Source organism: Umbribacter vaginalis, from assembly GCA_001552935.1.
Classification (GTDB): Bacteria; Actinomycetota; Coriobacteriia; order Coriobacteriales; family Eggerthellaceae; genus Berryella; species Berryella vaginalis.
On the sequence record KQ959713.1, the window covers coordinates 116,174 to 129,120 of the forward strand.

The 12,947-nt window shown below is 47.6% G+C and carries 13 protein-coding genes; 5 read left to right on the forward strand and 8 right to left on the reverse strand.

Annotated features, from left to right (window positions below; genetic code table 11):
* Positions 1-10: 10 nt before the first annotated feature.
* Together yedF and HMPREF3190_RS06645 are read right to left on the reverse strand one after the other, a co-directional pair.
* Positions 11-442: a sulfurtransferase-like selenium metabolism protein YedF gene (gene yedF, locus HMPREF3190_RS06640; protein ID WP_066781542.1), complete on the reverse strand. Its 432-nt coding sequence runs from the start codon at positions 440-442 to the stop codon at positions 11-13.
* Positions 443-524: 82 nt separating this feature from the next.
* Positions 525-2,204, reverse strand: a complete 1,680-nt coding sequence (locus HMPREF3190_RS06645) for an InlB B-repeat-containing protein (RefSeq protein ID WP_066781547.1) — start codon at positions 2,202-2,204, stop codon at positions 525-527.
* 572 nt (positions 2,205-2,776) lie between these two features.
* Here HMPREF3190_RS06645 and selA point away from each other — a divergent pair.
* From selA to nth, 5 genes are all read left to right on the forward strand, one after another.
* Positions 2,777-4,228, forward strand: a complete 1,452-nt coding sequence (gene selA / locus HMPREF3190_RS06650; protein WP_066781549.1) for an L-seryl-tRNA(Sec) selenium transferase — start codon at positions 2,777-2,779, stop codon at positions 4,226-4,228.
* Between the two features lie 303 nt (positions 4,229-4,531).
* Positions 4,532-6,451, forward strand: coding sequence for a selenocysteine-specific translation elongation factor (selB, locus tag HMPREF3190_RS06655; RefSeq protein WP_066781551.1), 1,920 nt, complete (start codon positions 4,532-4,534; stop codon positions 6,449-6,451).
* Positions 6,452-6,461: 10 nt separating this feature from the next.
* A complete protein-coding gene (locus HMPREF3190_RS07725) occupies positions 6,462-6,701 on the forward strand; it encodes a hypothetical protein (protein ID WP_066781553.1) in 240 nt (79 codons plus the stop codon).
* Complete coding sequence (gene selD, locus HMPREF3190_RS06665) at positions 6,591-7,709, forward strand: selenide, water dikinase SelD (RefSeq protein WP_449676421.1); 1,119 nt, start codon at positions 6,591-6,593, stop codon at positions 7,707-7,709. Before HMPREF3190_RS07725 ends, selD begins: the two co-directional genes overlap by 111 nt.
* Before the next feature lie 241 nt (positions 7,710-7,950).
* The gene (gene nth, locus HMPREF3190_RS06675; RefSeq protein ID WP_066781558.1) at positions 7,951-8,607 is read left to right on the forward strand and encodes an endonuclease III; all 657 of its coding nucleotides are present in this window, start codon (positions 7,951-7,953) and stop codon (positions 8,605-8,607) included.
* Between the two features lie 200 nt (positions 8,608-8,807).
* Here the strand turns inward: nth and ahpC are convergent, their stop codons facing one another.
* The 6 genes from ahpC to rpsM all read right to left on the reverse strand — a co-directional run bounded on the left by ahpC (position 8,808) and on the right by rpsM (position 12,945).
* On the reverse strand, positions 8,808-9,371 hold the full coding sequence (gene ahpC, locus HMPREF3190_RS06680) for an alkyl hydroperoxide reductase subunit C (RefSeq protein WP_066781560.1): 564 nt from the start codon (positions 9,369-9,371) through the stop codon (positions 8,808-8,810).
* A 545-nt stretch (positions 9,372-9,916) separates the two neighbouring features.
* A complete protein-coding gene (rplQ, locus tag HMPREF3190_RS06685) occupies positions 9,917-10,564 on the reverse strand; it encodes a 50S ribosomal protein L17 (protein WP_066781562.1) in 648 nt (215 codons plus the stop codon).
* A 13-nt stretch (positions 10,565-10,577) separates the two neighbouring features.
* Entirely contained in the window at positions 10,578-11,528 is a 951-nt protein-coding gene (locus HMPREF3190_RS06690) for a DNA-directed RNA polymerase subunit alpha (RefSeq protein ID WP_066781564.1), read from the reverse strand.
* 28 nt (positions 11,529-11,556) lie between these two features.
* Positions 11,557-12,150 (reverse strand): 30S ribosomal protein S4, encoded by a 594-nt coding sequence (gene rpsD / locus HMPREF3190_RS06695; protein WP_066781569.1) that lies wholly within the window; start codon positions 12,148-12,150, stop codon positions 11,557-11,559.
* Between the two features lie 17 nt (positions 12,151-12,167).
* On the reverse strand, positions 12,168-12,566 hold the full coding sequence (rpsK, locus tag HMPREF3190_RS06700; RefSeq protein ID WP_066781571.1) for a 30S ribosomal protein S11: 399 nt from the start codon (positions 12,564-12,566) through the stop codon (positions 12,168-12,170).
* Between the two features lie 10 nt (positions 12,567-12,576).
* Entirely contained in the window at positions 12,577-12,945 is a 369-nt protein-coding gene (rpsM, locus tag HMPREF3190_RS06705) for a 30S ribosomal protein S13 (RefSeq protein ID WP_066781573.1), read from the reverse strand.
* Positions 12,946-12,947 lie beyond the last annotated feature (2 nt).

Consider the following 12,947-nt stretch of genomic DNA (forward strand, 5'->3'; position numbering starts at 1 on the left):
CCTGCACCTTTTACAGCGTAATTACTTTGTCTGCGTGACGCAAGTGCTCCATAATAGCTGGCATCGTCGACTTTTCGCCCACATGAAGCGCCTCGCCAAGCTCGTAATAATTCAAGCACGTGCCACACGACAACACAGGCGTACCGTTATCAGCCATGACCTGTAACCAACGCGCTGCTTCCTCATTCTCGCTACCAGCAACCAGTTTTACACCCGAGTTCATAAGCAGCACATAGCGCGGCAATTCACCCGATTCAGCAATGGTGTGAAGCGCCATTGCTATCAACGTTTTTCCCAGCTCTTCTGCGCCTTCTCCCAAATGATCTTTACTTAAAAACAGCACATAATTGCAATCCGCTGTCTGTGCTGCTTCATTATGATGAGAACATCCACACGTGCTCATAAAAACCTCCCATGTCGTTTCTACAATGCTACGTTGCACTGTATTCCTACAAGGTAACCTTGCACCGTAAAAGGCATCTTGTCAAGCAAAGGCCGCGTTTTACAGCGGTCGGTTATAATGCCTATCTTTTCGCGCTGGCGCGTTTCTTTTTGCGCACGCCTACAAACGCAGCAAGCGAAAGCGTCATCATTGAAATGAACGCAAACACTGAAGACTCGTCGCCTGTTTTTGGCATTGCGTGCATCGGTCTGCAAGACTGGCACGTACGATCAGAAGCATCTTGTAACACTGCAGGTTGTGGCAGAGATACTGGAGTAGAAAGCGCTGAGGAAGGTGTTACCGCTTTAGGGTGTTCAGGCACGTTCTGGGGCTTTGGTGTTGCAGGCGCATCGATCGCGCGAGGCACTAAAGGCACCGCAGTCGTATTATTTTGCTTCGACGTTGGAGGAAACAAGGAAGGCAACGGCGATGTCGAGGAAGAATCGGCATCATACACGGCATATACCGTCGTATCTTGATCCACGATACTTGCGCCCGTAAACACTGCGCCCGTTCCATCTTTTTTCGTGCTCCACTCTTTAAACGTGTAACCCAATTTCGTTGGATGCTCCGGCATTGATTGATCCTTTAATGTATCCGTATCAATTGCCTTGCCTGTTTCCACTTTCACGTTTGCTAGTTCTGCGTCATCGCTGTTCTTGAATGTTACCGTAGCGCGAATTTGTTTCCACTGAGCAGTAAACACCGTATTGAGCTTCAAGGCTAATGTATCTCCGGGTTTGTGAACACCTCCAGTGGCGTCGTGCCAATGTAAGAATTGGAAATCGGTGCGCGAGGGTGCATCCAAAAGCGTAATGATGCTATTCTGTCGAACAGAGAGGTCTTTCTCGGTTTTGGCATCGCTAAATTCGCCGCCGTTAGCGTTAAACCTAGCTTGTGCATTCCACTGCGCGCGCAGCAAAAATATACCATCATACAAGGGGTCGATAGCCTCGTCGTTAAAGCGTATCCAATCACGGCTGTAATCTGAAAAGGGAGATTGTGGCCCCCAATAGTAACGCATACCAACACGGCCGCTTTTTCTGTACGATTCCGTATCAGGCAGTTCTGTAAACCATCCACCAAACACAAGGTTTGCCTTCGTTGGATCTGTCGGAAAATCAACCGTATTATCCCTTTTTACTATATTTGTTATTGAGTCCGACTTACCGTCAATTTTTCCTCCCTGTAAGTCAAATTTCACTTTCATTTGTGCTAACGAAATGCGGATAGGCGTGCTGCTATCAACGACCGCTTGAAATTGAGCATAATTTTTAATTGGCTTAGGATAGGTATAATCAGATTCCCACGAAAGATTGTATCCATCGGGAATCTGTGAATCGTCAACTATAATTGTTACTTTTTCGCCGTTGGCAAAATTGCCAACCGTACGTTCACAATGAAGGTTCAGATTTTTTTGGACCTCATATGTATTCCCTTGCGCATCTATAACCGTTATTGGAAGGTTTTTCCACATAGCTTCCATTGCAGGGCTCAGCTGGCCAAGCGCTCCTGGTGTTGTGTGGCCTTTTCCTATTGCAGCTAGATAGTTAAAAGAAATGCGAAGCGGTTTCTTTTCTACCGCTTTAGGCGCTGTTGGAGATGTTGTTGCAGTCATATCTTTTGGTGCGGGTGTAGCTACTGTTAGCTCTGCGGACTTCACTTCGCCAGCCTGAGCTGGCAGTGGCACCATACACAAACTAGAGCTAACCATCAGTACCATCGTAAGTTGACCAACATGTTTCAAACTACTCGTCTTCATAATTCCTCTCGAATCATATTGCATATAGTTTGTGCAGTAAAAATTGACACATCGTTATAACAAACAACAGGCGGTTATATACCTATGCATCCGGCATAAACGTTATAAAAGGATACGAGTAGATAAGGTGAATGCGATTTACTCTGTCTGTCTGTCTGTCTGTCTGTCTGTGTGTCTGTCTGTCTGTCTGTCTGTCTGTCTGTAAATATTATATTTTTCATATACATATGGTGTCAACTTTTTTACAAAATGAATGGAGTAATTATATCAAAGCTGCAGCAAAAACGACTCATTTTATAAGATAGTTACAATATTGCTATATTTTATTCAAAAACTATGTTCCTTTCTATAACCGGGAACTCATTCCCCGGCCCGAACATATTCCTCGCCAGCAGTACCGCCAGCTTCGCTACGAGCAGTGGCACAACGTTCCCCAGCTCGGACACGTTCCCAACCACGCACCACAACGCGCCAGCGGGCATGCTCCCGCGCAGCATTGTTGCAATACCGTACATCGCGGAAAATGCGAATAAGCGCTATAATTTACACAATGATCTACGAGAAAGGCAGCTATGCCAACACCAGAACAACAAGCATTATTGCGTCAATTACCGCAGATTGAAGAACTGCTTCACCATGAAGCTCTTGCTGGGCTTACAACACTGTATCCACGCACCGTTGTGGCTGACCAAAGCCGAGAAGTGTTAGACTCATTGCGCAGTGACATTCTTTCAAGCACGCTTTCTAGCGTCAATCTCAACGATATTGTTACGCGCGTACTGAAGCGCTTTGTTGCGCTCGAGCGCCCATCGCTGTGTCATGTTGTTAATGCATCAGGCGTTATTGTACACACGAACCTAGGGCGAAGCGTTCTTGCGCCATCGGCTATAGAAGCGGTCAACGATGTTATAAAAGGTTATTCTACCTTGGAATATAGCACACAAACTATGCAGCGAGGTAGCCGTCACGACCATTATGAAAAGCTGGTATGTAACATTACAGGCGCGCAAGCTGCCATTGCTGTCAACAATAATGCGGCGGCCGTTATGATGGTTCTGCGCGAGTTTTGTGAGGGGCGCGAGGCCATTATTTCGCGCGGTGAACTGGTAGAAATTGGAGGCTCGTTTCGCGTGCCTGATATTATGCAGCTTTCAGGCGCACACATGGTTGAAGTAGGAACAACCAACAAAACGCACATCTTCGATTATCAGCGCGCACTGTCACAAAACACAGGTTTGCTGGTTAAAGTTCATCCGTCGAATTTCCGCATGACGGGTTTTACGGAGGAGGTGCAGCTAAAAGAGCTGCGCGAACTTGCCGATACGTTTCTCCAACAAACGGGCGGTACGCACAGTGCGCCTTTGGTGTATGAAGATTTGGGATCGGGTGCGCTGGTTGATATTTCCGCATGCGGTATTAAGGAAACAACGGTAAGCGAATGTCTCCAGCAGGGCGCAGATTTGGTGTCGTTCTCGTGCGATAAGCTGCTGGGTGGCCCGCAAGCAGGCATTATCGTGGGCAACAAGGAACTGATTGACCGTTTGAAGAAAAATCCGCTGGCACGTGCGCTTCGCCTTGACAAAATGACAATTGCAGCACTTGAGGCAACACTGCGCCTGTATTTAGACGAAAACGATGCTCGCGCGCTTATTCCAACACTGCACATGCTCTCAGAGCCACTGGCTGATATTGATCAACAGGCACAAGAGCTGTGCACGTATCTTAAAAACTCACTGAATAGCAGCTGGGTGAACGTAAGCGTGGAAGATGAAATTTCGCGTGCAGGGGGCGGTGCGCTGCCGATGTGTGATATTCCTACTAAAGTAGTAGCTATTGAATTCCTGCAAGGAAGTGCACTAAAGTGCGATCGCTTCTTAAATCAGAACAGTACGCCACCGATAATTGCTCGCTTAAAAAATGAACACCTGCTATTCGATGTGCGCACCTTGCTTGGAATGGTCGATTTTGAATGTATTTCTCAGGCATTACGCAACTACTTTGAGCAGCTGAACGGCCGCAAATAACGTAAAGAATGTTACAAACAGGCGCGTTATGAGTGGTGCTGAAGCATTGCAGATAAGCTGGCGATCAGGAATAACAACCGCCGCTGGTGCCTAGGAACAATTTTCGCTCATGCGTAGGAAGAACAACGAACTTGTAGGACGGAACTAGCGAGTAGGCATGGCAACGAACTGGTAGGACGGTACTGCTGCAACGAAATACTGCAAAACGCAATAGTGCTGATCAACAGTACTATTGCACCACAAGGCAGCACAGCTGCACCACAATACACCTACGATGTCAGGCATAAAGGTAAAGGAACTCATATGGCTCTTCAACATATTATCCTTGGCACAGCAGGCCATATTGATCATGGCAAATCGACCCTTGTCAAAGCGCTTACCGGCACCGATCCCGACCGTCTTCAAGAAGAAAAAGCGCGCGGCATAACTATCGAGCTTGGCTTTGCACAGTTGCCTCTTGGCAGCAACCTTGTGTGCGGCATTGTTGATGTTCCTGGTCACGAGCGTTTTGTGCGACAAATGATTGCAGGAGCAACGGGGATTGATTTAGCGCTACTTTGTATTGCCGCAGATGACGGCATTATGCCGCAAACGCGTGAGCATCTTGCTGTTCTTGAAATGCTTGGGGTTCAACATATGGTTGTTGCGCTTACGAAGTGTGACTCGTTCGATGATGAATGGATTTCCCTGCTCACCGACGACATTCGCGCATTTCTTGCCGATACTTCCTATGCGCAGGCAGCTATTATTCCCACATCGGCACGCACGGGCCGCGGCATTCCCGAGCTTAAAGAGTCCCTGCTACAGGCAGCAAAACAATGCAAGTCACTTCATACAAACGATATTATGCGCATGCCAGTTGATCGTGTGTTTACTATCAAAGGGGCTGGTACCGTTGTTACGGGAACGCTCTGGAGCGGTACCGTTCGCAAAGATGATGATCTTGAAATTCACCCATCGGGCGCGCTTGTACGCGTGAGAGGCGTGCAAAGCCACGACACAAACTGCGAGTTAGCGCATGAATCGTCACGTGTTGCACTGAATTTAGCAGGTATTACAACATCGGATATTCGCCCTGGCTGTGTGCTTACATCGCCGAACAGCATTACCGATACCGATCGCTTTGATGCGTTCATCACGAACTGCGCACCGCTCAAAAAACGCCCGCTTAAAACGGGAACGCGCCTGCGCATTGCTCATGGTACTAAAGAAGTGTTCGGGCGCGTGTTGCTAATGAACAAGCAGGAAAGCCTTGAAAGTAACCAGCGCACGTTTGCGCAAATTCGCCTTGAAGAATCGCTTACGATATGCGAAAACGACCGTTTTATCTTGCGAACGCAATCGCCTGTGTGCGTGCTGGGCGGCGGCATTGTGTTGCGCGCGCACCCAAAACGCCGCACCACTCTTGACGCGCTAGAAGAATCGCAGCTGAACGCGCTGCTTAAAGGCGACTACGCTACCGCGTTTTCCTGCGCACTTGAACGCGCAACGGCGCCGTTTACGCTTGCAGATTTCCAACATTTATCGGGGCTTCCTTTGAAGGAATGTGCACAACGTTTGCAGGAAGCGTGCAGCACTAATCTGGTGGTTGCACTCGGTGCATTTTATGCGCCTCGCGCGCTTCAAACGCGGTTGTCCTCAAGCCTTGAACAAACGGTGCTCAGCTACCATCAGGCGCATCCCGACAAGCGAGGTATGCCAAAACAAGAGTTATTCTCTCATATTGCGTCCAAGTTTCATCCGCCCCTGCCTGTGGAATGCTGTGAAGCGCTGCTAAACTTTCAGCTGACAAAGGGCGCGCTTGAACTTGACAACGCTCTCGTTGCACATAAAAAGGCCGCAGGTGGAGCACGTAAAAACGACGAAACATTGAAAGATACGCTGCTTACTGCACTTCGTGATGCAGGAAGTGCCCCTCCCCTTCTACCTGCACTTTTTAAGCAAGCAGACATTCACAATACCTCGCTTGCATACCGCATTATTGGTGCGCTTGCAGCAGAGGGTTCCGTGGTACGTATTCAACCCGACCTTGCATTTGAAAAACGTGCCTATGAACAGCTGAAAGATGCCGTCGTGCTCTATTTACAAGCGAACACACGCGCGCAGGCTGCCGACCTAAAAAACGCTATGGGTGTCTCGCGCAAATATGCTATTCCACTGTTGGAATACTTTGACAGTAAACACATCACAAAACGAGCAGGTGATTTTCGTGAACTTGCCTAACAATGAGTACATGACGCGCACAAAGCATGAAGAAGCCAGCGAAGCAGCGCGTGCACAAGAAGAAAAGGGCCTTGCAAACAGCGCAGATGCTGTGAAGGAAACGGCTCAAGGAGCGAATCTAGCGGCGGCTCAAGGGGCGGTGTCAAACGCAGTTCCATCCGCAGCACCAGACGCAAACCAAGGAACCGCAGAAACACGTTCTGCATGTGAAACGGTAAAACTCACGCGCCTTACTTCAAAAGGCGGTTGAGCAGCAAAATGGGGTCCGGGCGACCTTGCCACTATTCTTAATACGCTAAAACCGCAGGCAGCAAGCGAGCTTATGCTTGGTTTCGAAACAAGCGACGATGCTGCTGTCTACAAACTTAACAACGAACAAGCGGCCATTCTGACGCTTGATTTTCTAACGCCGATTGTTGATGATCCGTACCAATTTGGACGCATTGCCGCAGCTAATGCACTATCGGATGTATTTGCAATGGGTGCTACACCGCTTTGTGCGCTTAATATTGTTGCACTTTCTCCATCGCTTGGAAATAATGTTGCCAGCGCTATCTTGCAAGGTGGGCTGGATGCTGTTAACGAAGCAGGAGCGGTGCTGGTGGGTGGGCATTCCATCGATGACACTGAGCCAAAATACGGACTTGCGGTGCTTGGAATTGCACACCCATCGCGGATAATTCGCAACGCAGGCGCACAGCCGAGTGACGCACTGTATCTTACAAAGCCCCTTGGAACAGGTATTTTGGGGCAGGCATTCCGAAAGGGCCACATCGATCAGGCGGCATTTGAGCCGGCAATTCAATCGATGATGCAGCTTAACGCCGCCGGTTCGCGCGCGATGCAAGCAGCACACGCACATGCAGGAACCGATGTAACGGGCTTTGCACTTGCAGGTCATTTGCATGAAATGCTGCAGGCAAGCAAGGTGGGCGCACGTCTTAATTGGGATGCCATTCCTTTGTTGCCGCGCGTGTGGGACTTGTGTTGCAAGGGCATTTTGCCTGGCAGATGCGCCACAGTGATCGACTTTTCACGAAACTTTATCGATTCAGGTACACTTGATACCCAAACACTGCAGCGGCGTTTGGGCGTGCTGTGCGATCCACAAACCTCAGGCGGCTTGCTGGTAGCAGTTGACGAGCACAATGCTGCGCGCTTTGAAGCAGCATTTTGTGCAGAAACAGGCGTTGTACCTGCGCGCATAGGCACGTGTATAGAAGATGAAACGTGTTCGATTCACTTTGCAGACGCCTAACATTACTGAGCAACAAACAGAATTTCAGCGCCATAGAGCATTGCAAGCAACATTACCGCATCGTACATTGAAGTAGGAACACAACAAAACAGGAATGCAATGAAGTAGGAATGCAACAACACAGAAACACAATGCATTAGCAGCGCTACAAGCAAGCAAAACTTCAATCGAACAAGCTGCAAGGCAAAAACGTGCACCAAACTGCGCGTAGCTATACAGAGAGAAACAAGGGGTGGGTACTGTGCCACGTGAAGCGCTAGCGAAAAAACGAGAGCGGGCAATAGAGATTGCCAATCGTATGAACGCGCACTACGGCATGGCAGAGTGCGCCTTGCATTGGTGGAAAGACCCCTTCAAGCTTACGATTGCAGTGTCGTTATCTGCACAAACAACCGACAAAAGCGTGAACGAGGTTACCCCTACTTTGTGGAAGCACTATCCAAATGCCTACGAACTGGCAGCAGCGCGCCTAAGCGACGTCGAGCGCATTCTGAAAAGCATCGGTTTGTATCGCAACAAATCTAAAAATTGCATTGCATGTGCGCAAATGATTGTGTCTGATTTCAACGGTGAGGTTCCGCACACGATGGATGAGCTCACCAAATTGCCTGGTGTTGGGCGTAAAACCGCCAACATTGTGCTGAACGAAGCTTTTGGAATTGTAGAAGGTATTGCCGTAGACACGCACGTATTTCGTATTGCGCATAAATTACAGCTAGCACGCAGTGATGCGCCACTCAAAACCGAACAAGAGCTATTGAAACTGTATCCGCAATCGTATTGGAAGCCTATCAATCACCAATGGGTGTTATTTGGGCGAGAAACCTGCATTGCACGCCATCCTCGCTGTTCAGAGTGCTTTTTAAGCGACCTATGCCCTTCGGCTCACGTAGAATAAATCGCGCCACACCACCATATACACGCCACCATATATAAAAGCACCCTCTCTTTTCAGAAAGGGTGCCTAATTTGTAATTCTGTTCTATCTGGACTGTTCGCGCCAACAAGCATCAAAGGAGCTTAATAAAGGTACGTGACAGCTTTACCGCTATGCAGCGTTCCTGCTTTGCAGCTGTGCAATGTTGCACGTTTTGTGGCTTACAGCTTACCAACAAGGTCGATGCCAGGGTGCAAAACTTCAGCGCCAGGAACCCATTTTGCAGGACATACTGAGTCACCATGCTTAGCTACAAACTGGCATGCTTGAACTTTACGGAGCAATTCAACGGCATTACGTCCAATAGAACCCTGGTTAATTTCGTACGCAACAATCTTACCCTGAGGATCAACAATGAAGCTTCCACGCTCAGCAACGCCATCAGCCTCAATAAGTACATCGAACATCTTTGAAAGAACATGCGTTGGATCAGCAAGCATAGGATATTGCAATTTGCTAATGTTCTCAGAAGCGTCATGCCATGCTTTGTGAACGAAATGAGTATCGGTGCTTACGGAATAAATCTCGCAATCTGCCTGCTTGAACTGGTCGTATAGAGCGCTTAAATCTTCAAGCTCAGTTGGGCACACGAATGTGAAATCAGCAGGATAGAAGAAAAATACCGACCATTTTCCTAATACGTCTTGCTTTGAAACAGTTTTAAAACCGTCATTGTGAAATGCCTGAACGGTAAAATCTTCAATTTCTTTACCAATAAGTGACATAGTTACGTTCCTTCCTTACGAGTGTATACATTTAATTGCATACCCTTTAATTGATAGCTATATAATAGCCCAGTTTAAGCAAAGGTCAAGGCAAAAACGTACAAGTTTCTATTCTGTAATAATGTTACTACGGGAAACAAAATATTATATTATGAACATTCTTACTTCTCGTAAGTATAGTGCTTATCGGAAGCGCTGCTGGATTAACAAACAGAATTCTACGGAAGCGCTCAAATAATAATCAAAAGAGTGCTTAACGTGCCTAAAGCACGAGTTTTAACGTGTAAGTAAGATACCAATAGGCTGCATAATAAGCGGTTTGTTTTCTACAAGGAACAGCCCGCTTAGAACCGCCTAAACAAGACCACGCTCCAGTAAGAAAAACCCACCCTGCACTATAACAGGGTGGGTTTCTTGTTTATGAACACTATGCTTGCACATGCATTAAAGTAGCTAACACGAAGTACCATACTCAAAACAGCTTACATGCAGATTGCGTAAAGTACTACGTTCGTAATACGTGCTTGCTGCTTGGCTTTCGCAGTTTACTTGTCTGCTTTCTTCTCTGCACTATCGGCAGATTTTTTTGAAGCAGGCTTTTCGTCAGCTGCTTTTGCTTCTGTTGCTGAAGCACTCTGTTCGCTTGCTTGCGCAGCATTTTCACTGGTAGCAGCCTCAGTTTCAGCATCTTTGCTTGCTTCAGCTGCAGCAGTGCTTTCCGTTACCGTTTTAGCAATTTCACTTGCGCCTTTAACGTCTGCTTCAGCCGCTTTGCGCGTAGCTTTACGCGGTGTAGCCTTCTTTGCAGCACCTTTTTCCTGCTTGTGAACAGGCTCGGTAACAAGCTCAATGATAACCATAGGAGCGTTATCGCCTTTGCGGTTACCCAGCTTCATGATGCGCGTATATCCACCATTACGATCGGAAAACAAGCCCTGTGCAACTTTTTCAAATACTTCGCGCACAAGCTCTTTATCGCCGCCCAAACGAGCAATAGCCAAACGGCGAGAATGCAAATCGCCTTTCTTTGCCCACGTAATAATGCGATCAACATCGGGGCGAATTTCCTTCGCACGCGACTCAATAGTCTTAATACGATCGTTTGCAAGCAAGGCACCAACGAGGCTGCGTTTCATCGCACGTGTATGGCTCGAGTCGGTACCGAGCTTACGGCCTTTGTAGTTGTGTCTCATGATCTCTGTCTCCCTACAATTTCAGATTCAAGCCCATCGAAATAAGCTTATCGCGTACTTCTTCAATAGACTTTGCACCAAAGTTTCTGATATTAAGTAAATCGTTCTCAGAAAAGTTAACAAGCTGACGTACTGAAGAAATACCAGCACGTTTTAAGCAGTTAAACGAACGTACCGACAAATCAAGATCTTCAATTTGCTTGTCAAGCTCTACATTTGTTTCCTGACCTTCAGGCGTGAAAATGGAAGGAACTTCAACCTCTTCAGACTCATCCTCACCCGAAAGCACCTTGAAAGCGCCCATGTACTGGTTAAGAATGTTTACTGCACGAAGCAAAGCTTCAGTAGGGGTGCATGATCCGTCAGTTTCAACCTCAAGAACAAGCTTATCGTAGTCGGTACGCTGACCAACACGAGTATTTACCACATTCATCGTACAGCGGCGAACGGGTGAGAATAATGAATCAACGTGAATCACGCCAATGGGATCGTCGTGGCGCTTATTGCGCTCTGCAGAAACGTATCCACGCCCAACACCAATGCGAATGGTCATGTTAAGCTGGCCACCATCGGCAACCGTTGCAATAACATGCTCGGGATTGATAAGCGTAAACTCTGCAGGTACTTGCAAATCGGCACCGGTAACAGTGCGTGGACCTTCCACCGATATGTGAGCAACGGCCGTATCAACATCCTCGTTAAGGGCGCTAAATACTAAGCCTTTTACGTTAAGCACAATATCGGTAATGTCCTCAATAACACCTTCTGCCGTGGTAAATTCATGCTGTACACCCTCAATTTGAATGGCTGTAGCACGTGCTCCATCAAGTGATGAAAGCAGCACACGACGAAGCGAATTACCGAGCGTATTACCATAACCGCGCTCAAGCGGCTCGACAATATATCGAGCGAGTGTGTCGTTCACTTCTTCCGTTGTGACTGTAGGCCTCATGAACTCTGTCATGCCAGATAAGCCTCCTTAATAAGCGTGATTACTTGGAGTAAAGTTCAACGATAAGTTGTTCGTTGATGTCAAGGTCAATTTGCTCACGTGTAGGTAGTGAAAGCACGGAACCTTGAAGTTTCTCGATGTCTACTTCAAGCCATGCAGGCACGGTTACACGCTCATTGCTTACCAGAGCACTCTTAATAACAAGCAGCTCTTTTGCTTTTGGAGCAACAGCAACTAAATCGCCTGGACGAACACGATACGAAGGAATGTCAACATGCTTACCATTTACGGTTACATGACCATGAGTAACACTTTGACGTGCTTCCTTACGCGTACGTGCAAAACCTAAACGAAACACTACGTTGTCAAGACGGCTCTCAAGAATCATCAGCAAGTTTTCACCCGTAACGCCTTCAATTGCTTTTGCGCGTTTGAAGTAGCTGCGGAATTGCTTCTCGAGTACGCCATAAATAAATTTTGCTTTTTGTTTTTCACGAAGCTGCAGTGCATATTCGCTTTCTTTGCGATGCTGGTTAGGCTGACGCTTAGATTCTTTAGATGTGTAGCCAAGAACTACAGGGTCTATACCAAGCGCTCTGCAGCGTTTCAGAACCGGAGTCCTGTCAATTGCCATGATATTAATCCTTTCGACTACACGCGACGACGTTTACGCGGACGGCACCCATTATGAGGAACAGGTGTGCAATCTTGAATGCTGCTTACTTCCAAGCCAGCGGCCTGAAGTGAACGAACAGCAGTTTCACGACCTGAACCAGGGCCTTTTACAAAAACAGTAACTTTATGAAGACCATGCTCCATAGCTGTTTTTGCAGCAGCTTCCGCGGCCATTTGTGCCGCAAACGGTGTTGATTTACGCGAACCCTTAAAACCAACAGTTCCTGCTGACTGCCAAGAAATTACATTTCCTTGTGGGTCGGTAATGCTCACAATTGTGTTGTTAAAAGTCGATTTGATGTGCGCAGCGCCAACGGCAATATTCTTGCGCTCGGAGCGCTTAACGCGCGCAGCTACATTTTTCTTCTGTGCCATTTAGCTACCCCTACTTCTTCTTGCCGCCGATTTGCTTACGAGGACCTTTGCGCGTGCGCGCATTGGTGTGCGTACGCTGACCACGCACGGGTAAACCGCGACGATGGCGTAATCCTCGATAGCAGCCAATTTCCATAAGGCGCTTTACATTTTGCGATACTTCACGGTGCAAATCACCTTCAACAGTAAGGTGTGTTTGAATGTAATCGCGAAGTTTTGAGAGATCATCTTCCGTAAGGTCGTTGCAACGTAAATCAGGATTGATGCCTGTTGAAGCAAGGATCTGTTTGGAAGTGGTCAGACCAATGCCGTAGATGTAGGTTAAGCCAATCTCGACGCGTTTATCGCGAGGGAGGTCGACACCAACAAGACGAGCCATAT